This is a genomic window from Marinobacter piscis (assembly GCF_007671655.1).
Classification (GTDB): Bacteria; Pseudomonadota; Gammaproteobacteria; order Pseudomonadales; family Oleiphilaceae; genus Marinobacter; species Marinobacter piscensis.
The window spans coordinates 306,379-332,326 of record NZ_VCGX01000003.1; the positions used below are offsets into that span (position 1 = coordinate 306,379).

General features: G+C 54.2%; 21 protein-coding genes and 1 tRNA gene. 16 read left to right on the forward strand and 6 right to left on the reverse strand.

What is annotated here, in order from left to right; genetic code table 11:
- Positions 1-30 precede the first annotated feature (30 nt).
- Both FFI95_RS12330 and FFI95_RS12335 read right to left on the reverse strand, forming a co-directional pair.
- Positions 31-687: a response regulator transcription factor gene (locus tag FFI95_RS12330; RefSeq protein WP_144822977.1), complete on the reverse strand. Its 657-nt coding sequence runs from the start codon at positions 685-687 to the stop codon at positions 31-33.
- Positions 680-2,143: a PAS domain-containing sensor histidine kinase gene (locus tag FFI95_RS12335; protein ID WP_144822979.1), complete on the reverse strand. Its 1,464-nt coding sequence runs from the start codon at positions 2,141-2,143 to the stop codon at positions 680-682. Before FFI95_RS12335 ends, FFI95_RS12330 begins: the two co-directional genes overlap by 8 nt.
- Before the next feature lie 173 nt (positions 2,144-2,316).
- On the opposite strand from FFI95_RS12335, the gene FFI95_RS12340 reads away from it, so the two are divergent.
- The 6 genes from FFI95_RS12340 to FFI95_RS12365 all read left to right on the forward strand — a co-directional run bounded on the left by FFI95_RS12340 (position 2,317) and on the right by FFI95_RS12365 (position 9,116).
- A complete protein-coding gene (locus FFI95_RS12340; RefSeq protein WP_144822981.1) occupies positions 2,317-3,945 on the forward strand; it encodes an acyl-CoA synthetase in 1,629 nt (542 codons plus the stop codon).
- A 98-nt stretch (positions 3,946-4,043) separates the two neighbouring features.
- The gene (locus tag FFI95_RS12345; protein WP_144822982.1) at positions 4,044-5,417 is read left to right on the forward strand and encodes a solute carrier family 23 protein; all 1,374 of its coding nucleotides are present in this window, start codon (positions 4,044-4,046) and stop codon (positions 5,415-5,417) included.
- Positions 5,418-5,607: 190 nt separating this feature from the next.
- Complete coding sequence (locus FFI95_RS12350; protein ID WP_144822984.1) at positions 5,608-6,438, forward strand: metal-dependent hydrolase; 831 nt, start codon at positions 5,608-5,610, stop codon at positions 6,436-6,438.
- On the forward strand, positions 6,435-7,385 hold the full coding sequence (locus FFI95_RS12355; RefSeq protein ID WP_144822986.1) for a DegV family protein: 951 nt from the start codon (positions 6,435-6,437) through the stop codon (positions 7,383-7,385). Before FFI95_RS12350 ends, FFI95_RS12355 begins: the two co-directional genes overlap by 4 nt.
- A 28-nt stretch (positions 7,386-7,413) precedes the next feature.
- Positions 7,414-8,448 (forward strand): hypothetical protein, encoded by a 1,035-nt coding sequence (locus tag FFI95_RS12360; protein WP_144822988.1) that lies wholly within the window; start codon positions 7,414-7,416, stop codon positions 8,446-8,448.
- Positions 8,449-8,465: 17 nt separating this feature from the next.
- Entirely contained in the window at positions 8,466-9,116 is a 651-nt protein-coding gene (locus FFI95_RS12365; RefSeq protein ID WP_186312018.1) for a LysE family translocator, read from the forward strand.
- An 83-nt stretch (positions 9,117-9,199) separates the two neighbouring features.
- On the opposite strand, the gene fdxA is transcribed toward FFI95_RS12365, so the two are convergent.
- Together fdxA and mutS are read right to left on the reverse strand one after the other, a co-directional pair.
- Positions 9,200-9,523: a ferredoxin FdxA gene (gene fdxA, locus FFI95_RS12370; protein WP_144822989.1), complete on the reverse strand. Its 324-nt coding sequence runs from the start codon at positions 9,521-9,523 to the stop codon at positions 9,200-9,202.
- 145 nt (positions 9,524-9,668) lie between these two features.
- Positions 9,669-12,284: a DNA mismatch repair protein MutS gene (gene mutS / locus FFI95_RS12375; protein WP_144822991.1), complete on the reverse strand. Its 2,616-nt coding sequence runs from the start codon at positions 12,282-12,284 to the stop codon at positions 9,669-9,671.
- A gap of 82 nt (positions 12,285-12,366) precedes the next feature.
- On the opposite strand from mutS, the gene FFI95_RS12380 reads away from it, so the two are divergent.
- The 6 genes from FFI95_RS12380 (at position 12,367) to FFI95_RS12405 (ending at position 19,354) form a co-directional block, all read left to right on the forward strand.
- A complete protein-coding gene (locus FFI95_RS12380; protein WP_144822993.1) occupies positions 12,367-12,867 on the forward strand; it encodes a nicotinamide-nucleotide amidohydrolase family protein in 501 nt (166 codons plus the stop codon).
- Between the two features lie 164 nt (positions 12,868-13,031).
- Positions 13,032-14,084 (forward strand): recombinase RecA, encoded by a 1,053-nt coding sequence (gene recA / locus FFI95_RS12385; RefSeq protein WP_144822995.1) that lies wholly within the window; start codon positions 13,032-13,034, stop codon positions 14,082-14,084.
- 20 nt (positions 14,085-14,104) lie between these two features.
- Positions 14,105-14,575 (forward strand): flavodoxin family protein, encoded by a 471-nt coding sequence (locus FFI95_RS12390; protein ID WP_144822996.1) that lies wholly within the window; start codon positions 14,105-14,107, stop codon positions 14,573-14,575.
- 74 nt (positions 14,576-14,649) lie between these two features.
- Positions 14,650-17,058 (forward strand): Lon protease family protein, encoded by a 2,409-nt coding sequence (locus tag FFI95_RS12395; protein ID WP_144822998.1) that lies wholly within the window; start codon positions 14,650-14,652, stop codon positions 17,056-17,058.
- A gap of 39 nt (positions 17,059-17,097) precedes the next feature.
- Positions 17,098-17,724, forward strand: coding sequence for a response regulator FixJ (fixJ, locus tag FFI95_RS12400; protein ID WP_144822999.1), 627 nt, complete (start codon positions 17,098-17,100; stop codon positions 17,722-17,724).
- A 46-nt stretch (positions 17,725-17,770) separates the two neighbouring features.
- On the forward strand, positions 17,771-19,354 hold the full coding sequence (locus tag FFI95_RS12405; RefSeq protein WP_144823001.1) for an ATP-binding response regulator: 1,584 nt from the start codon (positions 17,771-17,773) through the stop codon (positions 19,352-19,354).
- Here FFI95_RS12405 and FFI95_RS12410 read toward each other — a convergent pair.
- Complete coding sequence (locus tag FFI95_RS12410) at positions 19,351-20,028, reverse strand: MaoC/PaaZ C-terminal domain-containing protein (RefSeq protein WP_246069507.1); 678 nt, start codon at positions 20,026-20,028, stop codon at positions 19,351-19,353. The genes FFI95_RS12405 and FFI95_RS12410 overlap by 4 nt on opposite strands.
- Before the next feature lie 392 nt (positions 20,029-20,420).
- Here FFI95_RS12410 and FFI95_RS12415 point away from each other — a divergent pair, with 392 nt between their 5' ends.
- Together FFI95_RS12415 and FFI95_RS12420 are read left to right on the forward strand one after the other, a co-directional pair.
- Complete coding sequence (locus FFI95_RS12415; protein ID WP_144823004.1) at positions 20,421-21,452, forward strand: AraC family transcriptional regulator; 1,032 nt, start codon at positions 20,421-20,423, stop codon at positions 21,450-21,452.
- A 131-nt stretch (positions 21,453-21,583) separates the two neighbouring features.
- Positions 21,584-21,660 (forward strand) — tRNA-Asp (locus FFI95_RS12420).
- 55 nt (positions 21,661-21,715) lie between these two features.
- On the opposite strand, the gene FFI95_RS12425 is transcribed toward FFI95_RS12420, so the two are convergent.
- The gene (locus FFI95_RS12425; protein ID WP_144823006.1) at positions 21,716-22,765 is read right to left on the reverse strand and encodes an AraC family transcriptional regulator; all 1,050 of its coding nucleotides are present in this window, start codon (positions 22,763-22,765) and stop codon (positions 21,716-21,718) included.
- Positions 22,766-22,884: 119 nt separating this feature from the next.
- Between FFI95_RS12425 and FFI95_RS12430 the strand changes: the two genes are divergently transcribed.
- Positions 22,885-24,951, forward strand: coding sequence for an NADPH-dependent 2,4-dienoyl-CoA reductase (locus FFI95_RS12430; protein ID WP_144823008.1), 2,067 nt, complete (start codon positions 22,885-22,887; stop codon positions 24,949-24,951).
- Between the two features lie 100 nt (positions 24,952-25,051).
- On the forward strand, positions 25,052-25,897 hold the full coding sequence (locus FFI95_RS12435; RefSeq protein WP_144823258.1) for a hypothetical protein: 846 nt from the start codon (positions 25,052-25,054) through the stop codon (positions 25,895-25,897).
- The last annotated feature ends 51 nt before the right edge of the window (positions 25,898-25,948 follow it).

Below are 25,948 nucleotides of genomic sequence, written 5' to 3' on the forward strand. Positions count from 1 at the left end.
TATACCAGCCCCGGCAACCCGTAATAATGTTCAGGTTTGATTCTGGCGCAGGTTCAGCGGGTCAAGGAGCCCGGCCGCTATGGCCATACCCGTCAGATCCGGCAGCCGTTCTACGCCCAGGCGTTTGACAACACGAGCCCGGTAAAGATCGATGGTTTTAATGCTGACACCCAACTCAGCTGCAATTTCCCGGCTGGTATAGCCTTGCGCCATAGGCAGAAAGACATCCCGCTCACGGGGGGTGAGCGTTGCAAGAAGTGCCTCGGTATGCTCGTCACCACGCTGCTGGTGACTGGAGTGCTGGTGCGCCGCCAGCGCCTGTTGCACGCTGTCCAGCAGCAGTTGTTCATTGAACGGTTTTTCAATGAAATCAAAGGCGCCGGACTTGAAGGCGCGTACCGCGATGGGAACATCCGCATGACCGGATACAAAAATAACCGGTAAACCGGGGCGCCGATTTTGCAGCTCTTCCTGAACATTAAGACCGCCAAGGCCCGGCATTCGCACATCCAGCACTACGCAACCGCCCTGAATGTTGTCGAGGGCGTCGAGAAACTTGCGGCCATCGCTGTACACCTGCACGTTCAGACCCACAGACTCCAGCAGCCATTGGGTTGATTCCAGCATGCCGTCGTCGTCATCAACAACGTAGACCGTGGTTGCTTCCGGGTCAGGAGTATTAGTCATCGGGTACAGTCTCCGATCTGGGAGTAGATGTGTGTGCTGAGCCAAGCGGGAAACGGCAGGTTAGCGTAAGACCGCCCCCCGCAACAGGCTGGGCGTCAAGAAAACCGCCAAAACCTTCAATAATCGAGCGGCTCATGGAAAGCCCAAGGCCCAACCCCTGGGGTTTGAGAGTGAAGAAGGGCTGGAACATCTGCCTCAACTCCTGCTCATCAAGGCCGTTACCCTCATCCGTTACCTGGATCAGTGTTTCCCCGGCTGCGTTCACAGATGTTGAAAGCAGCAGCCGGGACGATTGCTTACCGGCGTCGGCGTTTGCCTCGATGCCATTCCGGATCAGGTTGATCAGCACCTGCTCCAGTAATACGGGGTCAGCAATGATGCTGGGCTCGTTGGTTGCCGGGGTAAAAACAAGTGTCACATTGTGCTTGTCCGCCTCCCACTGACACAGGCGGATAACATTAGTGAGTGTCTGGTTCAGTGCAACAGCCGCCGATCGTTTCTGGCCCTTCCGCAGAAAGGCGCGGAGGCGGCGGATAACTTCCGAGGCGCGGTTGGCATGATGGGTAATTTTCTCAAGGCCATCTTCTACACGCTCCAGGTGTTGTGGGTTCTCCGGAGCGTTTTTCAGGTAGCGCTGGCTGGCACTGGCAAAGTTCACGATGGTCGCCAGCGGCTGATTCATCTCATGGGCAATACTTGAAGCCAGTTCACCCAGCATGGCCAGTCTCGATGTGCGTGCCAGTTCATCGGCCAGTCTGCGGCTGTTATCTTCGGATTCCACTCTGGCGGTGATGTCCCTGGATACACAGATAACTTCAACAACAGTGCCTGTATAGGTTTCTCGTATAGCCCGGCTGGCGATCTCCAGCCATCGCTTTTTTCCGCTCGCAAGAAGCAGGTCCAGAGTCATAGTGGCATAGCCATCGTCCCGAAGGAGGTTGCCGGCTTCAGCAAGCTGCTTTGTGGCGTTGTCGCTCTGGAAGATACTTTCCGGAAGCATGCCGCGAATTTGCTCAGGCCAGTAACCGAGCAAACGGAAAGACGCTTGCGTGGCATCAATAAAGCGTCCATCCGGTGCGTGCCGTGAAATAAGGTCGGTGGTGTTCTCTGTGATCAGGCGGTACAGGCGGTTTGAGCGGATGGCTTGTTCCTGCAGCCGGATCCCGTCGGTGGCATCCCGACCCCGTGCCAGTATTTCATCTGAGTGGGGGAGGGGGATGAATGTCCAGAGCAGAATGGTGTTACCGAACCTGGCTTCTACATTGTCGATGGCCCGGGCCTGACGCCGTGCAGCATTAATCAATGCCAGGATGTTGCGGGGGAGTAGCCCGGCGGCATCGTCGAGGCCGCTGCTCTTCCACAGCTCGTCGGCCGCGCGGTTGCTCTGCAGAGGCGTTCCGGTACTGCTTAGAATCAGGCCTGGCTGTGGGTCTGCATCAGGTAAGCTAACACTCATGGGTCTGTGAACTTTCCTAGAGTCTGTGATGTAGTGTTTATACTATAATACGTTAGTGTAGTTTCTAGTGTATTTAATGTTGAATACTATCCGGGTTATACGAAGTTATAATTGCACCCGCAATTTTGCTGAATACGTCACAAGAATAACAGGCTCACAAAGAGGAAGACTCAATGACCTCGATTTTTGACCAGGGGCTCGCGCCCGTCGAAGCGAATTACGCTGTCCAGTCCCCGATTGATTTTATAGAGCGCACCGCCAGTGTATATCCCGATTCACCCTCCATAATCCACGGAGCGGTTCGTTATAACTGGGCTCAGACCTATGATCGCAGCAGGCGCCTGGCCTCTGCGCTGAAAGGTCGCGGCATCGGTCGCGGCGAAACGGTAGCAGCCATGTTGCCCAACATTCCCGCTATGGTGGAATGCCATTTTGGTATCCCCATGATTGGTGCGGTTCTGAACACACTGAATGTGCGCCTTGATGCAGAAGCTATTGCGTTCATGCTTGAGCATGGAGAAGCCAAAGCCATTATTGCTGACCGTGAGTTCGGCGAGGTTGTACGGGACGCGGTGAGCCGCCTGAAAGATAAGCCGCTGGTTATTGATGTGGACGACCCGGAATACGGCGAAGGTGTGCAGGTCAGTGACCTGGATTATGAAGCCTTCTTGCAGGAAGGCGACCCGCAGTTTCAGTGGCGCTTACCAGAAAATGAGTGGGATGCTATTTCACTGAACTATACCTCGGGAACGACCGGCAATCCCAAAGGCGTTGTGTACCATCATCGGGGCGCCTATATCAACGCATTGGGTAACCAGGCGGTGTGGTCGATGGGCATGCACCCGGTGTATCTCTGGACGCTGCCAATGTTTCACTGCAACGGCTGGTGCTTCCCGTGGACCGTAACCGCCATGGCGGGCACTCACGTTTGCCTGCGCCGGGTAGATCCCGAAAAGATCCTGCGACTGATCAAAGAGCACAAAGTAACGCACATGTGCGGAGCACCGATTGTGCTCAACGCCTTGCTGAACGTGCCGCCTGAGTCCAAGGCCGGCATTGAGCACGAGGTCCGCTCCATGGTTGCAGGTGCAGCACCTCCTGCCCAGGTGATCGGTGCCGTTGAGGAAATGGGGATCAGGATAACCCATGTTTACGGCCTGACAGAAAGTTATGGTCCGGTCACTGTTTGCGCCTGGAAGTCCGGGTGGGATGAGTTGCCCCTGGAGGAGCGCGCAAAGGTGAAGGCCCGCCAGGGCGTGCGTTATCACACACTGGCCGGCGCCATGGTCGGAGATCCGAACTCCATGGAGGCTGTCCCCAAAGATGGCAAAACCATTGGTGAAATCTTCCTGCGTGGCAATACCGTGATGAAAGGGTATCTGAAAAACCCGAAGGCCACAGAGGAGGCTTTTCGGGGTGGCTGGTTCCATACCGGCGATCTGGCGGTATGGCATGAAGACGGCTACATGGAAATCAAGGATCGCCTGAAGGACATTATCATCTCTGGTGGCGAGAACATCTCAACCATTGAGGTTGAGGACGCGCTTTATCGTCATCCCTCTATTCTGGAAGCCGCTGTTGTAGCGCGACCGGATGAGAAGTGGGGCGAAACCCCCTGTGCGTTTGTCACTCTGAAGCCTGAAGCCGGAGACGTCAGTGAGGAAGAGGTTATTGCTTTCTGTCGCGAACATCTGGCTCGCTTCAAAGTCCCTAAAACCATTATTTTCTCGGAATTGCCTAAAACCTCAACGGGCAAGATCCAGAAGTTCCTGCTGAGAGATCAGGCCAAAGAACTGGACTGAGTTCCTGACCGACAGCGCCAGGCCCGGCGCTGTCGGATATCAATACAAAAACAATATAAATCGACACACGTTTGGCGTGTGCTTAAGGAGACTCTGCTATGCAAATGTTCCACCGTAAGAATGGAGAAGAGCAGCCGTTCTGGCCGGCCGGACCTTTCAAAATTCGCCTTCCATTTATTCACTACCGCTGGGAATTTGCGGAGATGGTTCAGGCTTTGATCATGTTTGTGGTTAGCCTGGCTATGATTCCTTTATTGGAAAAATATCTCGGTGTGCCTTATGACGTAGCGCTGGCCTATGCGGTTATATGTGGCATTGGCTTCATGTTGCCGGCATTACTGGGAGTGCCATTGGTGCCTGGCTGGATAACCCCGGCTGTGCCGGTCGTCCTGCTCTTTTTGAGTGACTTTGAGCCGGGGCCCGAGGCAATACAGGCGATGTTCGCGCTGCAGTTTCTGGTGTTTGTCATTTTCCTGTTTCTTGGTGTGACCCGTTTGGGTAGTAAACTTGTGAACCTGATACCTCGTTCCATGAAGGGCGGTATTATTATCGGTGCCGGTATTGCTGCCTTGATGGGGGAAATTGAAGCCGGTGGGCGCTTGGCGAACACACCTGTATCCCTGATCGTTGGCGGCCTGGTGTGCTTGTATCTGATGTTTTCTTTGTCTTTCAAGGGGTTTGTCGAAAGCAACTCAATTGCGCGCAAAGTGGCCAATTACGGAATGGTTCCGGGCATGGTTGTGGCCATTATCGTTGGCTTTGCCACGGGCGAATACGAGGTGCCCAACGTTGAGTGGGGCATTACCAAACCGGCTTTTGACGAGTTGTGGAACTACCTGCCGTTTTCCGTAGGCTTTCCTAATCCGGAGGTGTTTCTCTACGCCATTCCAACAGCTGTTATCGCCTATATTATTGCCTTCGGCGACATCGTGGTCGGCCAGTCCCTGATGAACCGCGTGGATCATCTTCGAAAAGACGAGGATATTGACAACAGCATTGACCGGGTGCACCTGGTTACGGCCATACGTAATGGCGGGCATGCCTTCTTCGCTCCTTATCCCGGCCTGGCTGGCCCGATCTGGACGGCTGTTACGGCTACTATGGCTGAGCGTTACAAGTATGGCCGCAATGCCATGGACTCTATCTATAGCGGTGGCGGTACCTTCTGGATCACCGGTTTTATTGCGCTGTTCGTATTGCCTCTGGTGAGTTTCTTCCAGCCGGTGTTACCCATTGCCTTGTCTCTGACGCTGTTGTTGACCGGCTACATCTGCTTGATGGTTGGCCTGGAGCAACTGGAAAATAATACTGAGCGGGGTATTGCAGGCACCATGGGGGTGGTGCTGGCGGTTTACGGCGCAGGCTGGGGGCTTGGAATAGGCGTGGTTCTTTATATGCTGATTGAGCGAACCAAGCTGCTTGGCTTTACCCCGGATCCCGAAGCCCCGGGAAAAAAGGTAGAGGAGTATTGAATCACAGCCCCGGTTTGTACCGGGGCCAGTCAGCCCCCCCTCCGAGTGTCATTTCGTGACAACCTGCCCGATTACGGGCAGGGACCCTATCTTTATTCTGGTTTATCAGTTTAGACTTGGCTGACGTGAAGTAATGGAATTTAGCCGGGTTTCACGACTGATCAAACCATAATAAGAGCAGGAGGCAGTCATGACCGTCAGCTCTACTCCTCCGGGAGTGTCCGTCAGGCCACGGCATCTGAACTTTGATGTCAGTGAGGAACTGAAAGCCCTGTGGCATGGCGATGATGCTTTCCGCACCGCATTTTTCAATGCTTTGTCGCTCCAGTTCCCGGATGGCGAGCAGCACTTTATTGATGCCGTACGCTTGTACCGGGATAAAATCGAAGACCCCAAGCTAAAAGCTGAAATTCGTGGCTTTATTGGTCAGGAGGCTTTGCACAGCCATGAACATAAAGCCTATAACAAAGCGCTGAAAGCCCGGGGCTATGATATCGACAGGCTGGACCGCCGTTTCCGCAAGCATATGGCATGGGTTGGCAAACTTTCCCCCAGCCGTCAGCTGGCAGGCACATGCGGTGCAGAACACTATACTGCGGTACTCGCAAATGCCATTTTGAGCAATCCGGAATGGCTTGAAGGCGCAACACCGGTTATGGCCCGGTTATGGCGATGGCATGCAATAGAAGAAACCGAGCATAAGTCGGTGGCATTCGATGTGTACCGGGCGTGTGTCGGTGATGAGCGTCTGCGCCGTATTGTTTATCTGTTTGTGACCTGGAATTTCTTTAAGTATACCTTCCTCAACACCTGCAGCCTGCTGAAAACAGATGGCAAACTCTGGAATCTCCGTACCTGGGCCGGAGGGCTTAACTTCCTGTGGGGCAAGCCTGGTATTCTGCGGCAGTGCATGCCGGAGTTTATGGCATATCTGCGCAGAGATTTTCACCCCTGGCAACAGGACAACAGAGCGCTTCTGGAGAAAAGCCTTCAGCAGCTTGAGGCAGGAGAACCGGCATGAGAGTTGGTCTGATCGTTGATTCTGCCTGTGATCTGCCGTACGAGTTTGCCCGAAAGCACGATATTTTTATTCTCCCGGTCACTGCTGTAATAGATGGGGAAACCTATATCGATGAACACGATCCGGTCAGAACCCAGGAGTTTTATCAGAGCGGTCTGCTGAAAAAGGGCCGCCATGCAGAAACCCGGGCCTATACGACGGAGCAGATCTACGATCTGTTCATGAAGGAAATTGTTCCCCGGTTTGATATTGCTATTTGCGAAACGGTTGCCAGAAGTCGTAATCTGATTTATCAGAATGCCACGGAAGCCATGAACCGGGTGATGGCCAGTTACCACAAGGTGCGTGCTGCCGCTGGCCGTGAAGGCATGTTTTCAATGCGCGTTATCGATAGCAAACAAATCTTTGCAGGCCAGGGTTTGCTGGCGGCACATACACTCCGGCTGGCGGAACAGGGGCTCTCAAAGAACGCCCTGCGTAATGAAGTGGAAGCCTTCTCTGACCGGATATACACCTGCGTTATTCCCCGTGACCTGCATTATATCCGGGAACGAGCCCGGCGCCGTGGCGATAAAAGCGTGTCTGGCATGGCAGCATTTCTGGGCAAAGCCCTGAACATCACCCCGGTGATTTTTGGCCAGGGTGCAGGAGGTACGCCTGTGGCGAGGACGCGCCGGTTTGAAGCGGCCGCCGAACAGGTAATGGACTATGCCGCTGCGCGGGTTGAGGCTGGCCTGCTCACTCCTTATGTCAGCTTGTCCTGCGGTATGAGCTGGACAGAAATCGAAGACTTGCCCGGCCTGAACCGGTTGCGCAACGCCTGTGAGCGCAACGGCGTTGAACTTCTCCTTTCTCAGATGGGGATCACCAGCAGTATTTATGTAGGTCCGGGGAGCTTATGTCTGGCGTTAGCCGCAGAACCCCACAACTTCTCCGATCATCAATAAGGACAACCCATACAGACATGCAGGCACTATGACCCGAGACCCGATTGATCCCGCCAGCAAGCTGCTTGAGTTGCATGTAAAGCATGAGCTTGCCTCACTGAAAGGGGCAAAGCTGCGCAAGTTTCTTAAACAGGAGATCGGTGAGCTGTTTGAGTACGCCGATAGACTGACTCTGAACCGCATCGGCTCGGAAGAGCGGGTCATGGAAACCATTCAGCGCGTGGTGGTTGATATGGAGCCGGGCGCCGGGGTACCGGAACTGGCCAGAGACATGACCGCGGAGGTTCTGAAGGCTCAGATTCAGGAACAGACAAAACTGGCCGACATTGTTACCCGTGAACAGGCCGCAGAGTTTGTGGAGTCAATGCTGAAGCTGAGGCATCAGCGTGAGCGGGTGATCAGTGAAATAATGGGGCATCCGATTTATCAGGAGCTGGTATCGAATCTGGTGTATCAGGGTGTGGTTAATTACCTTTACGAAGACAACCTGATTACCAAGTCTGTGCCGGGCGTTGGCTCCATGATGAAGTTTGGCAAACGTATGGCCAACAAGGCGGTGCCCGGACTGGATGAAACCTTTGAGCGCCGTTTAAAAGCCTGGCTTGCTGAAAGTCTTCCGGGCCTGATCAGTCGCAGTGAGCAGTTCCTGCAGCGGGCACTGTCTGACGATGAAGTTCGCGATACCTTGATGGCGGCGTGGATGCATGCTGAGAATCAGACTCTTGCAGGGTTGCAGCAGGGGCTGGGAGACACTGAGCTTCATGAGTTTGTTATTCCGGGCTATGAGTTCTGGTTGGAATTCCGTAAAACGGATTATTTTGAGGGCTGTACCCGGGCGGTAGTGGCTTATTTGTTTGCAGAGTATGGTGAGCGGCCACTCTCGGAATTGCTCGCCGACGTTGGTGTAACCCCCGACGTTGTGCTGGCCGAAGTGGAGGCCTGGGGGATTCCGGTTATCGATGTGCTCAGAGAAGAAGGGTATATTGAAGCCCTTGTGCGCCGCCGGTTGTCGGCTTTTTACAAATCGGCCGCGGCACGTAAACTTCTGGAGACAAAATCGTAGCCAGAGCGGAGGTCTGATTGTTTTCTGACTTATTTCTCGCCTACCTTGTCGCCATCAGCCTGCTTACCATTACACCGGGCGTGGACACATTATTGGTTATGCGCAACGCCGGTCGCGGCGGTTTTCAGGATGGCTGTGTAACGAGTCTTGGAATATGCTGTGGCCTGTTTATCCACGCAACCTTGTCAGCGTTAGGTATCTCACTGCTTTTGGTGCAGACTTCCTGGGCTTTCTCCGCCCTGAAGTGGGCCGGCGCTTTATACCTTATCTGGCTCGGGCTGGGCTCATTAAGACAGGCCATAAAGCGTGGTAATACAATCCGCAAGCAGACGTCGCCGGGCGCCAGACGCACCGTATCGCTGCAGGTGCCGCTCCGTGAAGGACTGCTTTCCAACGTTCTGAATCCGAAAACTGCCCTTTTTTACATGGCATTGCTGCCCCAGTTCGTGAACCCGGAAGGAAGTGCCTTTCAGCAGTCCATGGTGCTTGCAGGGGTACACTTTTTGTTGGCGATGCTCTGGCAGTGTGGGCTTGCCTGGGCAGTGGTGCGTTTTCGTGGCGTGGGTGTTAATGCCAGGGTAAAGCGGTTGCTTAATGGGGTAACCGGGAGCTTTTTGGTTGCCATGGGGATCCGGCTAGCGGCCAATGAAGCGGGCTCTGCGCCCTGACAGCTTTCCGGGCCTTATAACGTAATAAAGGGGAAGCCGCAGCTTCCCCTTTATTCAGATACAGATGTTCAGTCGCGCCGGTATTATTTTTCCAGATACTGAAGCTTGTTGGGCACACCATCCCACTCTTCCGCATCTGGCAGAGGGTCTTTTTTCTCGGTAATGTTGGGCCATTCTGCCGCCAGTTCGGCGTTAAGCTCTATGAACTGTTCCTGGTCGGCTGGCACCTCGTCTTCCGAGAAAATAGCTTCGACCGGGCACTCTGGCTCACACAAAGCACAGTCGATACACTCGTCGGGGTCGATTACCAGAAAGTTTGGCCCTTCGTAAAAGCAGTCTACTGGGCAGACTTCCACACAGTCTGTGTGTTTGCATTTGATGCAGTTATCGCCAACGATAAACGCCATAATCAGATCCCTGGTTCAGTGGTCAATCTCATCCGGAGCCTGCTGTCAGCTCCATGGTTAAATTTTAATGGGGATATTGTAGGGAGCAGCCCGCACCGCCGCAAGCATGGGCCGCTATAAGTTGATTACCCAAGTCAACTTTACGTCAGTTTTTCAATAGTTCTTTTAGTTCATACAGCCGGTTCATCGCATCTCTGGGGGCGAGCCCGTCCAAATCAAGATCCTGCAGGGCCTCTTCTACAGCGCTGGGCTCTGTACTGGCGAACATGTCACCCTGATACGCAACCTGAGCGGACCCTGCTGGCGGCTGGCCGGACTCAGCGACTGTTGCGGTGGAAAGTGCCGCGGGTACTGCATCACTTTCCAGTAATTTCAGCTGTGCCCGGGCGTTGCCTATGACGTTTTGGGGCACCCCGGCCAGTTTTGCCACTTGCAGGCCATAACTCTGGCTGGCCGGCCCTTCATGCACGTTATGCAGGAATACAATGGTATCGTCGTGCTCGGTTGCTGTCAGGTGTACGTTTACGGCATGCTCCAGGTTGTCAGCCAGCTGTGTGAGTTCAAAATAGTGGGTGGCAAAGAGCGTATAACACCGGATTTCTTTTGCCAGATGTTCGGCTGTCGCCCAGGCCAGGGATAAACCATCAAACGTACTGGTCCCACGGCCAACCTCGTCCATCAGCACCAGACTGAATTCGGTGGCGTTATGCAGAATATTGGCTGTTTCGGTCATTTCTACCATAAAGGTAGAGCGTCCGCCGGCAATGTCGTCGGAAGATCCCATACGCGTAAAAATACGGTCCAGAGGGCCGAGCACCGCACGCTGGGCGGGCACAAAGCTCCCTGTGTAGGCCAGCAGAGAAATCAGCGCCACCTGACGCATATAGGTTGATTTACCGCCCATGTTAGGGCCGGTTATAACCAGCATCCGACGCTGTGTGTCCATTAACAGGTTATTGGGAACAAACGGCTCATCGAGAAGCTGTTCCACAACAGGGTGTCTGCCTTCCTCAATATCCAGCCCAGGACTGTCGCGGAACTCAGGCGCAACAAAGCGCAGAGTGGTGGCGCGCTCGGCAAAGTTGCTGATGACATCAAGCTCGGCCAGGGCCTGGGCAGCGTCCTGCAGGGGGGCCAGCTGTTCTGCAACCGACTCCAGTACCTGATCATACAGTGCCTTCTCCCGGGCCAGTGCCCGGCTTTTGGCGCTCAGGGCTTTGTCCTCGAATTCCTTCAGCTCCGGTGTGATAAAGCGTTCTGCGTTTTTCAGGGTCTGGCGACGTATATAGTCGGCCGGGGCATTGCCAGACTGAACACGGCTGATCTCTATGTAATACCCATGAACCCGGTTGTAGCCGACTTTAAGCGTGCTTATACCGGTGCGTTCCCGTTCCCGGGTTTCTACATCCAGCAGATACTGGCCGGCGTTTTCACTGATATTACGCAGTTCGTCCAGCTCTTCATCAAACCCTTCGCGAATGACTCCGCCTTCCCGGATGACCACCGGCGGGTTGTCGATAATCGCGCGTTCCAGCATGTCCGCCAGTTCCGGGTATTCCCCTATGGTCCGGGCCAGCGTGCCAACATGGTCGGAGTCGACCGGTTTCAGAACCTCCTGCAGTTCCGGCAGGGTCTGGAATGCATCCCGCAGACGCGCAAGGTCTCTGGGGCGGGCAGAGCGCAGGGCTACGCGCGCCAGAATACGCTCAATATCCCCGACAGCTTTCAAAAGGTTGTGAACCGGCTCGTAGTGGAAGCCATCCAGCAGGGCAGAGACAGCCTGCTGGCGCTGCAGAACCACGTCGGTATCCCGCAGTGGACGATTCAGCCAGCGCCTGAGCTCCCGGCCACCCATGGACGTGGCGGTTTTATCCATCACCCAGGCCAGGGTGTGCTGGTGCCCCCCCATGAGATTGACGTCAATTTCCAGGTTGCGGCGGCTGGTTGCGTCCAGGATAACCGCTTCATCGCGGCGTTCACGCGTCAGCTTGCGGATATGAGGCAGGGCGGTACGCTGGGTTTCTTTTGCGTACTGCAACAGACAGCCGGCTGCACAAATCGCAAGGTTGAGGTCTTCACAACCAAAGCCCGTGAGGTCGCGAACCTGCAATTGCTGGGTGATTACCCGGCGGGCTGTGTCGGCCTCGAACAGCCATGGGCCCTGCCGGCGAATGCCCGTGAGGCCGGTCAGCACCTCTTCGTAAGGGAAATCCTCACTGATGAGAATCTCGGCCGGGCGTAAGCGCTGCAGTTCGCCCTGAAGGGCCTCCAGATTGTCCAGCTCGGAAACCACAAAACGACCACTGGAAATATCCAGTGAGGCAAATCCGAACTGTTCACGGTGATGGAAAATGGCGGCAAGCAGATTGTCGCGGCGGTCTTCCAGATACGCATCATCGCTCAGGGTGCCCGGGGTCACAATTCTGACCACCTGGCGGTCCACCGGCCCTTTGCTGGTGGCCGGATCGCCAATCTGTTCGCAGATTGCGATGGATTGACCTGCCTTTACCAGCCGGGCAATGTAACCTTCAGAAGAGTGGTAAGGTATCCCTGCCATGGGTATTGGCGTGCCACCGGACTGGCCCCTGGCGGTCAGGGTGATGTCCATGAGTTCTGCGGCTTTTTTGGCATCGTCATAGAACAGCTCGTAAAAATCACCCATACGGTAAAATACAAGCTCGTTCGGATGCTGGCCCTTGATCTTTAGATACTGCCGCATCATTGGGGTATGTTTAGAAATATCGTTCTCAGCTGCTGACATGGACGAGTCCGGATTACCTTGCTTTGGGTGAAGCCACGGATTGTAAGAAAATAACGCCCGCGATGAAATGAAGGAGATCATTATGCCTGCCAGTGACCACGAACTCGAACAGGCGGGTAATCAGCTAGCCACTTTGCTCCAGCAAACAGGCAATATGCTGGTAACCGCCGAAAGCTGCACCGGAGGCTGGATTGCCAAGGTGCTGACCGACAAGGCCGGATCATCGGCGTACGTAACTGGCGGCCTTGTTACCTACAGCAATGATGCCAAGCAGGCTTTGCTCGGGGTTAGTGAAGCCTCCCTGAAAAATGACGGCGCGGTCAGTGAGCCGGTTGTCCGTGAGATGGTAGTGGGTGCTCTGGCAGCGACAGGTGCCGGCGTTGCAGTTGCTGTCAGTGGTGTCGCCGGCCCCGGGGGCGGCAGTGCTGACAAGCCTGTCGGTACCGTCTGGTTTGCCTGGGGCACAGGCCCTGAGGCAACCGTCACGTCTGTACAGCACTTCAGTGGCAACCGGGACCAGGTGCGGCGCAAGGCGGTTCTTTTTGCACTGCAGAGTGTTACCGGTTTTTTGAAACAAACCTGACCGGTTTCACAGGAACGGGGGTTGGTCTCTTCTCCGGGGTATGTTTTAATACTGTTCAAATATACAGGAAGTCTGTTCTGAACGCTGTACAGGTTCCGATTCATTACTTCACCGCGGGCGACACTTACGATGCCGGCGGCTATGGCAACAGAGGGTTTGCACTGATGGAAGATAACCGCAAGAAAGCATTGAACGCAGCGCTGAGCCAGATTGAGCGTCAGTTTGGTAAGGGCGCAGTCATGAAAATGGGGGATCAGCCTCGTGAAGCCATTCCTGCGGTGTCCACCGGCTCCCTGGGGCTTGACGTTGCACTGGGTATTGGTGGCCTGCCATACGGTCGTATTGTTGAAATTTACGGCCCGGAAAGCTCGGGTAAAACCACGCTGACCCTGCAGGTCATCGCAGAAGCACAGAAGCAGGGAAAAACCTGTGCCTTTGTGGACGCGGAGCACGCTCTGGATCCTGTATACGCCGAAAAGCTCGGGGTCGACGTAGATGAACTTCTGGTGTCACAGCCGGATACCGGTGAACAGGCGCTTGAGATAGCAGACATGTTGGTACGCTCCAACGCTGTGGATGTCATAATTGTGGACTCTGTAGCCGCCCTGACCCCGAAAGCGGAAATAGAAGGCGAGATGGGCGACAGCCACGTGGGTCTTCAGGCCCGTCTCATGTCGCAGGCCTTGCGTAAACTTACGGGCAATGTGAAACACGCCAACTGCCTGCTGGTATTCATTAACCAGATTCGTATGAAGATCGGTGTGATGTTTGGTTCGCCAGAAACAACCACTGGCGGTAATGCTCTGAAGTTCTATTCGTCCGTACGCCTGGACATCCGTCGGATCGGCGCCGTGAAAGACGGTGATGAGGTTGTGGGTAACGAAACCCGTGTTAAGGTTGTCAAGAACAAGGTGTCGCCGCCTTTCCGTCAGGCCGAATTCCAGATACTTTACGGCAAGGGTATTTATCACATGGCGGAAGTGCTTGATATGGGCGTTAAAGAAGGCTTTGTGAACAAATCGGGTGCCTGGTATGCCTATAATGGCGATAAGATCGGGCAGGGCAAAGCCAATGCCTGCAAGTACCTGGAAGAGAACATGGACATAGCCAACGAAATCGAAGCCAGTGTACGCGAAAGGCTGATGCCAAAGCCGGAACCAAAGGCCGAAGCACCGGAAGAAGAGGCACCGGCAGAAGCGAAAGGCGAACTGCTCTAAGGCCACGCGGGAGGTGTGTGATGGAGAGTAAAAAGAAACTGCTTGTTATTGCCCATGCACCTTCCCCGAATACCCGCGCCCTGCGTGATGCAGTGGCGCAGGGTGCAGGGCATGAAGACATAGAAAATGTGGAAGTAACCGTGCTGGCCCCGCTGGAGGCCGGCCCGGATGATGTTCTCGCCTGTGATGCCATTATCCTCGGCACCACTGAAAATCTCGGTTACATGAGCGGCGCTCTGAAAGACTTCTTTGACCGAAGCTATTATCCCTGCCTGGAGAAGACCCAGGGCCTGCCTTTTACCTATTACATTCGTGCCGGACACGACGGCACCGGAACACAGCGAGCTATTGAAAGCATTACCACCGGGCTGCGTTGGAAAGTGGTCCAACAGCCGCTGCTCTGCCGTGGTGAATTCCAAACCGATTTTGTCGCGCAATGCGAAGAGCTGGGTTTGTCAGTGGCTGCCAGCCTGGATGCGGGCATAATTTAATTGCCCGGGCGCGACAGATCCATTTTCAGAACCTACAATGGCCGGCTACGTGTTACTAGCTACAGGATCCAATCTTGAAGTCATTGTCTGTGAGTCAGCTTTATAAAGCCTGCGTACTGAAACAACTGCCATTCAAATCAACCCGGCAGCTAGAGCCATTGGCAGAAATAGTAGGGCAGAACAGGGCCCAGGAAGCTGTGCGATTTGCACTGGCCATGCCCCATGATGGCTATAACGTGTACGCCGTAGGCCGTAACGGGCTGGGTAAGCGGACCATGATGCTGCGTTACCTGGAGCACCATGTTGATACTGAGCAGCAAACCCATGACTGGTGTTACGTGGCCAATTTTGAGGAGTCGCGGGTTCCCAGGCTGCTGAAGCTGCCGGCGGGGAAAGGAATGCAGCTGAAGCAGGATATGGAAAAGCTGATGGGCCGGCTGGTAAAACTGATTCCTCAGGCCTTTGACAGCGAGAGGTTCCTGGAACGCGCGGAACAGTTGAAAGAGGAATACGGCAAAAAGCAGGAAGATGAGCTTGAGAAGGTTGCTGCCCAGGCCCGCCGGAAAAAAGTGAGCCTGAATATTACAACGCCGGGTGGGTATCGGCTGATCGCGATGAACGGTGATAAAGCGCACACCGCTGAGACGTTCAGGGCGCTCACAGATGCGCAGCGTGAAAAGTTTGAAGACTCCATCAACAAGCTTGAGAAAAAACTGCGGAAAGCCGTCCGGAAGCTGGCAGACTGGGAGCAGGAGTATGTTGACAAGCAGCAGGCGCTGAACAAGGAAACGTTGGAAGAAATCTCAGGGCATCAGATTGATGAGCTGGTCGAACGCTACCGGGAATTACCGGATGTGGTGGCTCATTTTAAAGCTGTGCGAGCCGATCTGGTGGAGAATCTCGACATTTTTCTTGACGACAATGAAGAGCAGGCTGCGATTGCTTACGCATCCCTGGATAAAAAAATGCCCCGCCGCTACCTGGTTAATCTGGTGGTGCATCAGAAAACCAACGAGGTCCCGATGGTGGTGGAAGACAACCCCACCTACCACAATCTATTCGGGTACGTTGAGAATGTGACCTATAAGGGCACTATTTTTACCGACTTTTCCTTAATCAGGGCGGGTAGCCTGCACCGGGCGAACGGTGGTTATTTATTGATGGATGCCATCAAGGTGCTGGAGCAACCCTTCGTGTGGGATGGGCTCAAGAGGGCGCTCCGGTCCCGGACCGTTCAGATTAATTCCCTTGAGCGAGAGCTCACATTATCAAGCACGGTTTCAATTGAACCTGAGGGTGTGCCGCTGGATGTGAAGCTTGTGCTGTTTGGTGACCGTGAAACCTGGATGCTGTTGCAGGACTATGACCCGGAGTTTGCCGAACTGTTCCGGGTAACGGCTGATTTCGAGAACGAAATGTACCGGTCGGAAGAAAGCCAGGTCATGTACGCGAAATTCATTGCCAGCGTTGTTAAAGACAAGAAGCTGTTGCACTGCAACAACAAAGCCGTAGCCCGGATTATTGAACACAGCGCCAGAATAGCAGAGCACCAGGACAGACTTTCATTGCATGCGGCCAATATTGCTAATCTCCTTCGCGAGTCTGATTTCTGGGCCCGGCAGGCAGGCGCCCGACTGATTCAGCATGTGCATGTAGAGAGGGCGCTGGAAAGTGCCAAATACCGTAGTAGCCGGATTCGGGATCAGTTTTATGATTCCATCCGGGACGGCTCCACACTGGTCTCAACCCAGGGGGCGGTTATCGGCCAGGTCAATGCCTTGTCAGTGCTGTCAACCGGCGGGTTTGAGTTCGGACTCTCCAACAGGGTAACTGCGACCTGCTATTATGGAGATGGTGATATCATTGATATTGAGCGTGATGTAAAACTGGGCGGCAACATTCATTCAAAAGGGGTAATGATATTGAGTGCCTGGCTTTCGTCTCACTTTGCCGTCACTGATCCTATGCAGCTTTCTGCCAGCCTGACGTTTGAGCAGAATTATGGCGAAGTGGATGGCGACAGCGCTTCACTGGCTGAGCTGTGCGCTTTGATTTCTTCGTTGGCCAGTGTTCCTGTACGGCAGGATCTGGCGATTACCGGCTCCGTAAACCAGTTTGGCGAGGTTCAGCCAATAGGCGGAGTAAATGAAAAAGTTGAAGGTTTTTTTGCCACCTGTCAGCTCAAGGGCGGGCTTGACGGCAATCAGGGCGTGATTGTCCCGGCTAATAATGTACAGAACCTCATGCTGGACAGCGAAGTAGTCAAGGCTGTCCGGGAAAAACGCTTTACGGTTTACTCTGTTTCAAATGTTGAAGAGGCCGTAACACTGCTACTGGGCAGACCTGCAGGTAAAGCGGACCGTAAAGGCAACTACCCGAAGGAGAGCGTTTTTGGCATTATCCAGCAGCGACTTGAAGAAATGCGAGAGCATGAACGTGAAGAACACGCGCGGGACGATCAGAAAGATCCGTCAATCCACTGACCGGTCGCGACAATAAAATAGAAAGGAGAGAGCATACCCATGACTGACATCCAGCAAACCGTGTATGTAGTAGAGGACGACGAAGCCGTTCGTGACTCACTGGAGTTATTACTGAAGTCAGATGAAAAGCAGGTTCAGACCTATGAGGATGCAGCGACGTTCCTCGCAGATTATTCAGAAGAGATGGCCGGTTGCATCGTATTGGATATCCGTATGCCGGGCATGGACGGTATGGAATTGCAGAAAAAACTGAACGAAAAGAACTCTATTTTGCCGATCATTTTTGTGACCGGACATGGCGATGTGCCTATGGCCGTTGATGCCATGAAGGAAGGCGCGGTGGATTTTATCCAGAAACCGTACCGTGAAGAGGCGTTGCTGGAAAAAATTGAAATCGCGCTGGAGCAGGACCTGGAGCAGCGCAGAACCCTGGATGAAAAGCAGGAAATCATTCGCCGGGTTGAGAGTCTGACGCCTCGCGAACACGAAATCATGGATCGGATGATTGAAGGCCAGGCGAACAAGGTTATTGCCATAGAGCTGGAAATAAGTCAGCGCACCGTTGAGATTCACCGCTCCCGGGTTATGCACAAGATGGGCACGCATTCACTGGCGCATCTGGTGCGAATGGTGCTGTCCGTAAAGGACCTTATCGACGCACGGTAATCCTGCCGGCATGATGAGCCTATCTTTTTGACCGGCCCATTACTCTATGACTGAAGCTGAAAATGAACACCCGGAGGTTACGGTTCTGCTTGTGGATGACAATCCGCAGAACCTGAAGGTCCTCTATGAAACGCTGAAAGACAAAGGTTATCGGCTTTTAATTGCTAATGATGGCGAAAAAGCTCTGGACCTTGCCCACCGTCATCAGCCTGAAGTGATTCTGCTTGATATCATGATGCCGGAAATGGATGGCTATGAGGTCTGTGAACGCCTCAAGGCTGACCCTGAGACGGCAGATTCTGCTGTTGTATTTCTTTCCGCTCTGGACGATCTGGAAGCAAAAGTTAAAGGTTTTGCCCTGGGTGGTGCGGATTACATATCCAAACCTTTTCAATCCCAGGAAGTGATTGCCAGGGTTAAGACCCATGCCCGGGTGATTCGGCTTGAGCGTGAGCTGCAGGCCCAAAACCGCGAGCTCCAGAGCGATCAGGCCCGTATCCTCAACTCCATAAGCGAAGGCATTTACGGCCTGGATGAGAACGGCATCATCGAGTTTGCGAACCCGGCGGCCGGGGTCATCATGCGTAGCTCGGTTGAAGATCTGATTGGCCGCAATTTTTTCGAGACCCACTTCTCTACCGCAGCGGAATGCCCGGACGGGCTCCCGGTACATGCTACGTGCTGCCAGGGAGTTGCTGAAAATCAGCGGGATATAAGATTGTTGCGTGCGGATCAAACAGGATTTCCGGCAGAATACCGTGCGACTCCCAAGCTTGAAGGTGAGGACTTGCGTGGCGCCGTGGTTGTATTCCGGGATATAACGGCAGAGCTGGAGAATGAGCAGGCGCTGGAAGAGGCCAGGGAGTTGGTGCGGGAGCAACGAGATCAATTGGCCCACACATCGCGTCTGACAACCATGGGTGAAATGGCAGCGGGTGTTGCTCATGAGGTGAACCAGCCGCTGACGGCAATCACCAATTATACCCGCGTCTCCAAGCGGATGATGTCCGCTGAGCATCCGAACCTGAACCTGCTCCAGGAAACCCTCGATAAAATTGAAGCACAATCCCACCGCGCGAGTGAAATTATTCGACGCATCCGGCGCTTTATGAAAAAACCGGCAACCGGAAAGGATGTGTTGTCCGTAGCTGCGCTCCTGGAAGATACGCGTCAGTTTGCCGAGGTGGATGCCCGTAATAACGACGGAAGCATTGAGCTGCTTATTCCTGAGGATGTACCGGACATAGTGGCTGACCCCATTCAGGTGCAGCAGGTAGCACTGAACCTGATACGAAATGCGCTCGAGGCGTCCCGTGAGATCGGCTCAGACCTGCCGGTGGAAGTCAGTGCCACGCGCGCAGGAGAGGGGTTCGTGCGTATTGCCGTTCGCGATTACGGGCCTGGCCTGGCAGAAGACGCCGGAGAAAACCTGTTTCTGCCTTTTTATACCACCAAGGAAGAAGGCATGGGCATTGGTTTGCCAACATGCCGTTCGCTGATTCAGGCTCAGGGTGGTGAAATAGGGTTTGAGCGTCCGGAAGGCGGAGGCGCATGCTTTTTCTTTACACTGCCTGTGGCGGATGCGCCGGCCGCGCCCTCGAGTGAACCAAGCTCTGCGGGTGCCGTTTAAAGCCAGTCAATCCGCCCGCTGAGGTGAGGCGCATCGCCTCGAGTGTTCAGCAACTGGTAGTCCCAGTTGGTTGGTGATTCCCGCCAGTTAAGCTGTGCAGTACCTGGCAGAAAAAGCGGTTTCTTGAACTGGCAGCTTATCCGTACCGCATCTGATTGCCAGCCAGCCTGTTGTTCCAGAATGCCGGCAACATGCGCTTTGCTCCACATGCCATGGGCGATGGCCCGGGGAAACCCGAAGGCTTTGGCGCTCATGGCGTGCATATGAATAGGGTTGCGGTCACCGGAGACCCTGGCGTATTGGCGGCCTGTAGCTTCCGGCACGTTAACATTAAAGGTGTTGGGGTATATCTCTACTTCCGGCGGCGCGGCTTTGGTCGTGGCCCCTGAGGTTTTGTCTGGCTGACGATAGAGCATGGTGCTGGTCTCCTCCCAGACCACCGTTCCCGCTGAACCGGCCCGGGTTATGAGCTCGAACTCCACACCCCGGTTGGTGTGCGCCTGCCCACCGAAGAAAACCTCGAGTTTAAGAGGCTCGCCGATTCCAATCGGCCGGTGCTGTGTAATGCTGTTACGCAAATGTACAAGGCCAAGCAAAGGCAGGGGGAACGCTTTTCCGGTGAGAAGCTTCAGGTGCAGAGGGAAGGCGAGAATATGGGGCCAGGTTATGGGCATATGGTTGCCGGAGCGAAATCCGCAGACACGCTCATATTGGCGCAGAGCTGTTACAGATGTGTGCGCACAAAGCAGTACTGCCCTCTGTTCCGGCAGTGTAAGCCCGTTTCGGGAGGGGCTTTTCCTCTGCATAACCGCTTTGCCATACAGTGGCAACAGTGCTGGCGGTGTATCCCGATATATAAGCCTGTCTGGCATGTACTTGACTCCCTGAACAAAGATAACATGGCGCGCGCTTGATAAAGGTAAAGAATACAGGTGCCGGTCATACCCGAATTCCGGTACAACGGTAGGCTTGTGACCTGATATGCATTATTGTAAAACCTTAGTCGAAAGTGGTCGTAGAGCAAACTGGGCCAAAGCAGTATCCAACAGTAACAAAGCGGGGCTATATGCAGGAACTACGTGATGGCGGGGTTATGCTGCGCCTTATTTATGAGGCGATGAAAGCAAAGGGAATGGATACTGACCTCGTTTTCAGCCGCCTCGGGGTGAGTGCAGATTACGTTTATACTGAAAAGCTTCGTACACCTCACAGCGCCCAGTTGGCCTTCTGGCAGGCGGTAGAAGAGGTATCTGGTGACCCGGACATCGGGCTGCATCTTGGCCAGTTGCTGCCCGCATACAAAGGGCAGGTTCTGGAGTACCTGTTTCTCAGTAGCCCGAACTTTGGTGAAGGGTTGCGGCGTGCCAAAAACTATCAGCGCTTACTGAGCGATGCCGCGAATACAGATTTCTTTGTTGAAGGTGAGAATGCCTGCATGATAACGGATGCCGCTTCCGATGAGGTTCGGCAGCTCCGGCATTTTAATGAGTGTTTTGTGCAGGGTCTGATTACATTTTTCCAGTCTGTCACGGATCACCAGTTTTACCCGTCCCGTGTGGAGTTTGAGCATGAGCGTGAGGACGGGCATGAGCATGTCGCAGACGTGCTGGGATGCGAGGTGGTTTTTGGTGCCGAAGAGAATCGACTGTACTTTCCGGCAAGTCTGCTGTCCCGTGCTTCACCGCATGCAGAGCCAGAGCTTCTCGACCTTCATGAACGCTTTGCCAGCGAACAGATCGCGCGCCTGGAGAAGAAAGACATAGTTGGCCAGGTAGAGCGCATTATTGCCGAGTTTCTGGATAGTGGCGACGTAACACTCGACGCAGTTGCCTCCCGGCTGGGGATTAAACCACGCACACTGAGAACCCGGCTGACTGAGGCTGAAAGCAGCTTCAACCAGGTTCTCGCCGATTTCCGCTATCGTCTTGCCAGACGGTTACTGGCAACAACGAACGAATCGATCGACGAGATTGTCTATCTTACGGGCTTTTCTGAGCCAAGTACTTTTTACAGGGCGTTCAAGCGCTGGTCGGGAAAGACACCCATTGAGTACCGTAAAGAGGCCGGGAACAAGGAAGCGATGGAAGACACACCGTAAAATATTGGTTTTCAGAAAAATTCTTCTGTAAAGCGTTGACAAAGCCGACGATCTCTCTATAATGCGCATTCGTTGTCACCGATCAACCGGAAGCACCTGAAGTCTTTCAGGTTATTGGTTACAGCTTGCGCGGAGCGGTAGTTCAGTTGGTTAGAATACCGGCCTGTCACGCCGGGGGTCGCGGGTTCGAGTCCCGTCCGCTCCGCCACTATTTCCCCAAAGTGTATCCCCTGTTTTCATCTGTGCCTCCACAGCATTTTCCGTTACCCCTTTTGCAGTTGCTTACGATGCTCGCCAGGGCTTAGCCCGAACCAGCGTTTATAGGCCTTGTGCAGTGCCGTTGGATTGGCAAAGCCAAGAAGCCACGCAATTTCTGACAACGATATATTGGTTTCCCGGATATAGTCCCGGGCCAGTTGTTTTCTGGTGTTATCTACTAGCTCCCGAAACCCGGTATGTTCCGCCGACAGTTGCCGCTGCAGTGTCCAGGGTGTAAGTCCCAGCTTTGAGGCAATTGTTTCAAGGCTGGGCGTTTCACCTCTGAAAAGAGGTGTAAGTAAACGTTTAACCCGGTCGGCAGTTGTCCAGCCACGTTCAATGTCCTGCATTTCCGCCTCACAAAGCAGTAGCAGCTTCTCGTGCATGGCCGGTTGTGCCTGTAGGGTTTTCGCATCCCAGATATCCTGTCTGATCGTTATACTGTTAATGGGTGCCCCGAAGTGCACCGGGCAGCGAAACCAGGCTTCGAAAAGCTCATCCAGGCCAATCGACGGGTACTCGATCGTTACTTTTTCGAGAACGTCCCAGTGGCCACTCACCGTCCGCACAAACTGTGTCCAGGCGCCCAGTACAGAGTCCACCACAAAGTAATTGAACGAGTTATAAGGCTGAATCGAGTAAAACTGCAGTTGTCTTTTTTGGGGCAGGGAGTGCGGGGTGCCGCGGCTATTGCGACTGGTCAGTAAAGCATAATGAATAAGCGTTTGTATTGCGGCGCCCGCTGTGCTGGCAGACTCGCCGGCAAGCCCGGCAATACCCGCATCAATGGGGCGCGATAGCGCTCCCATGCGCAACCCCAGCGCTCGGTTTTTACAGGCTTCTATCGCCGCATGACCCAGCCGCATAAAGCGCGGAATACTGATGCGCGCCGCCGGCGATGTCAGGGTTTTCTCGTTAAGCTCAAAGCGTTGTGTCAGGTCCTGTACGTTTACCCCCTCAGCTTCGGCAGCACGAAGCAGCACGCCAACATAGAGCACACTGATGTCTCCGAGCGGGTTCCGGTCTGAAACTGGCTGATCATTGGATGAGAGCATAGGAGGTGGACGCCGCATTGTTGTCTGTGGATAGCACAATGTTATTTGAGGATATTGTTGAAGGCAATCCGGATCGGTAGCTTAGGATCCAATCTAATCCGTTTATCAGGAGATCCAGTATGACCAGCGCGACACCAGGCTACGCCAAGTACCCCAACCTGCTCGAGCCATTAGATCTTGGCTTTACCAAACTGCGTAACCGGGCCCTGATGGGCTCCATGCATACCGGGCTGGAAGAGGCGAAAAACGGCTTTGACCGGCTAGCAGAGTTTTATGCAGAGCGGGCCCGTGGTGGAGTGGGCCTGATTGTGACCGGGGGGATTGGCCCCAACCCCGAAGGCGCCGTTTTCCAGGGCGCTGCGAAAATGACCAACGACGACGAAGTCGAAAAGCACAAGGTTATTACCCGCGCAGTCCATGAAGCAGACGGTAAAATCTGCATGCAGATACTGCATGCGGGTCGTTATGCATTTTCTCCGTCGCTGGTCGCTCCTTCTGCCATTCAGGCGCCCATTAACCCATTCAAGCCGCAGGAGCTGGATGAGGCCGGTATTGAAAAGCAGATTGAGGATTTTGCTGTCTGTGCTCAGCTGGCGCAAAAGGCAGGTTATGACGGCGTCGAGATAATGGGCTCCGAAGGCTACTTCATTAACCAGTTTATTGTCGCTCACACCAACCATCGCACCGACCGGTGGGGTGGAAGTTACGAAAACCGTATCCGCTTGCCCATTGAAATTGTTCGCCGCGTTCGCGAAAGGGTCAGCGATGACTTTATCCTGATTTACCGCCTGTCCATGCTGGACCTTATTGAAGACGGCAGCACCTGGGAAGAGGTGGTACAGCTGGCGAAGGAAATTGAAAAAGCCGGTGCCACAATTATCAACACCGGAATTGGCTGGCACGAAGCCCGTGTGCCCACGATTGCCACGTCTGTGCCCCGAGGCGCTTTCACCAAGGTCACCAAGCGTTTAAAAGACGAAGTCAGCATTCCTCTGGTAACCACCAACCGGATCAACATGCCGGATGTTGCCGAAAAAATCCTTGCCGAAGGCGATGCTGACATGGTGTCTATGGCCCGTCCTTTTCTGGCCGATGCAGACCTGATGCAAAAAGCGGCAGAAGACCGTGCGGAAGAAATCAATACCTGTATCGGCTGCAACCAGGCTTGTCTGGACCATACATTCAGCGGCAAGCTGACGACCTGTCTGGTTAACCCCCGCGCCGGTAATGAAACCGAGCTGACCTATGTGAAAACGGCCACTCCAAAATCCATCGCTGTGGTTGGTGCCGGGCCTGCCGGGCTCGCGTTTGCAACGGTAGCGGCAGAGCGCGGCCATAATGTCACCCTGTTTGATGACGGTAAGGAAATCGGTGGTCAGTTTAACGTTGCCAAGCTGATCCCGGGCAAAGAGGAGTTTTACGAAACTCTGCGTTATTACCGGGTAATGCTGGATAAGTATGAAGTGGATGTACGGCTGGAAACCCGCGTAAATGCCGATGATCTGAAGACGGGTAACTTTGATGAGGTGGTGATGGCCACGGGCGTGGAACCACGTACCCCGGAGATTGAAGGTGTGGATCATCCGAAAGTCATCGGGTACCTGGATGCATTGCTTGAACGTAAGCCTGTGGGCCAGAAAGTGGCCGTTATCGGTGCCGGTGGTATCGGCTTCGATGTGTCCGAGTTTATTGTGCACAAGGGCGAGTCCCCGTCTCTGGATACCGAGCATTTCATGCGCGAATGGGGCGTAGACCTGACGGTAGAGCACCGGGGTGGTATTAAGGGTATGACGCCAGAGATTCCTGAACCAGCGCGTGAGGTTTATCTGCTGCAGCGTAAACCTACAAAAGTAGGTAAGAACCTGGGTAAAACCACCGGCTGGATTCACAGAACTTCCCTGAGAAATCGCAACGTGCAGATGGTTCCCGGTGTAACGTATCGCAGGATTGACGATGAAGGTCTGCATATCACTGTTACGCCCAAAGGCGCAGAGCAAGGTGAAGACCAGGTTTTGCCGGTAGATACGGTTATTCTGTGTGCCGGTCAGGAACCGCTACGGGAATTGCAGGCTGGTCTTGAGGCTGCCGGGCTGCCCGTGCACCTGATAGGTGGTTCAGATGTGGCGGCAGAGCTGGATGCCAAACGGGCAATTGACCAGGGAAGTCGACTGGCCGCACGTATCTGATCAGCGAGCATTGCAGTTTATCTCAGAGCAGAAGAAACTCTCTGGCCGGGCTATGAACCTGTAGCCCGCCAGGGAGTTTCTGTTTTATGGGGGAATTGTGATGGGTTCGACAGGGCTGGGAGCGGATAATCACTCGGCGGTATTCTTTATCGAGAACAACCAGGTCGCACGGCAGATGCGCACCAGCGATTTTGGAGCGTTCCTGGATGGCTATGTAGGGCTGTCTGACCTTGCTGAAACGGATGTAAAAGCCGTGTTCGTCGAGCTCGACGATGATCTGCATGTCCGTTCTCTGGTGTTTTTCCGCATCTGGTTTGATGAAGAGGGGCGGGCTGACAGCCGGTGGGATCTGCCCCTGGAAGAACTGGCTGTCCGCGGGTCGAAAGGTCCGGATATGGGCGGTGGTGCTATACGCCTCGTTTGCCGCAGTCTTTGCCCTGACCCGCGTTATGCGTCCGATCTCTGGGATCCGGATATGACACCCGGTAATAACCATTTTCAGGTTATCCGTGAAGCCGCCAGTGCTAATACCCTTAAATTTCCCTCCACTCAGTCGGACGAGGATAATATTCCTGTTTTAAGGGCCGGTGACGCCGCTCCTGCCCCGACTGAAGACCTGCATTATCGGGCGTTACTCGAAGCGGATGTGCTGGCCCGGTTGAAAGCACAGTCTGTTTTTCTGGTCGCATTCCATCCCGGAGTGGGGCATCTGACCCTGCCCTATGACGATATCGCAACCTATTTTAACAACCCGGTAGCCTATGCTGCTGCGCGCTGTGGTGTCTCAGAGCCGGAGTATTTGCAGTGGCTGGAGCATTACGAAAACCCGGTTTGTCTGCATCTCTGCAGCGGTGATGAAGCGTGCAGTGAGCCTTTACCACGGATCAGCCAACCGGGAAACTTCAAGCCAGGCCAGGACAACCGTTGTGAAGCACATCGGTTATAGAGAAGCAGGGTACGTAGAGAACTTTTTCAGAAACCGGGTGACTTTCGTTAA

Coding starts and splice junctions, on each gene's coding strand:
- FFI95_RS12435 (WP_144823258.1), top strand. CDS start 25,052: ATGGGTTCGACAGGGCTGGGAGCGGATAATCACTCGGCGGTATTCTTT.
- FFI95_RS12340 (WP_144822981.1), top strand. CDS start 2,317: ATGACCTCGATTTTTGACCAGGGGCTCGCGCCCGTCGAAGCGAATTAC.
- FFI95_RS12350 (WP_144822984.1), top strand. CDS start 5,608: ATGACCGTCAGCTCTACTCCTCCGGGAGTGTCCGTCAGGCCACGGCAT.
- FFI95_RS12410 (WP_246069507.1), bottom strand. CDS start 20,028: ATGCCCATAACCTGGCCCCATATTCTCGCCTTCCCTCTGCACCTGAAG.
- FFI95_RS12330 (WP_144822977.1), bottom strand. CDS start 687: ATGACTAATACTCCTGACCCGGAAGCAACCACGGTCTACGTTGTTGAT.
- recA (WP_144822995.1), top strand. CDS start 13,032: ATGGAAGATAACCGCAAGAAAGCATTGAACGCAGCGCTGAGCCAGATT.
- FFI95_RS12415 (WP_144823004.1), top strand. CDS start 20,421: ATGCAGGAACTACGTGATGGCGGGGTTATGCTGCGCCTTATTTATGAG.
- FFI95_RS12355 (WP_144822986.1), top strand. CDS start 6,435: ATGAGAGTTGGTCTGATCGTTGATTCTGCCTGTGATCTGCCGTACGAG.
- FFI95_RS12430 (WP_144823008.1), top strand. CDS start 22,885: ATGACCAGCGCGACACCAGGCTACGCCAAGTACCCCAACCTGCTCGAG.
- FFI95_RS12360 (WP_144822988.1), top strand. CDS start 7,414: ATGACCCGAGACCCGATTGATCCCGCCAGCAAGCTGCTTGAGTTGCAT.
- FFI95_RS12405 (WP_144823001.1), top strand. CDS start 17,771: ATGACTGAAGCTGAAAATGAACACCCGGAGGTTACGGTTCTGCTTGTG.
- FFI95_RS12380 (WP_144822993.1), top strand. CDS start 12,367: ATGCCTGCCAGTGACCACGAACTCGAACAGGCGGGTAATCAGCTAGCC.
- FFI95_RS12335 (WP_144822979.1), bottom strand. CDS start 2,143: ATGAGTGTTAGCTTACCTGATGCAGACCCACAGCCAGGCCTGATTCTA.
- mutS (WP_144822991.1), bottom strand. CDS start 12,284: ATGTCAGCAGCTGAGAACGATATTTCTAAACATACCCCAATGATGCGG.
- FFI95_RS12425 (WP_144823006.1), bottom strand. CDS start 22,765: ATGCTCTCATCCAATGATCAGCCAGTTTCAGACCGGAACCCGCTCGGA.
- fdxA (WP_144822989.1), bottom strand. CDS start 9,523: ATGGCGTTTATCGTTGGCGATAACTGCATCAAATGCAAACACACAGAC.
- fixJ (WP_144822999.1), top strand. CDS start 17,098: ATGACTGACATCCAGCAAACCGTGTATGTAGTAGAGGACGACGAAGCC.
- FFI95_RS12345 (WP_144822982.1), top strand. CDS start 4,044: ATGCAAATGTTCCACCGTAAGAATGGAGAAGAGCAGCCGTTCTGGCCG.
- FFI95_RS12390 (WP_144822996.1), top strand. CDS start 14,105: ATGGAGAGTAAAAAGAAACTGCTTGTTATTGCCCATGCACCTTCCCCG.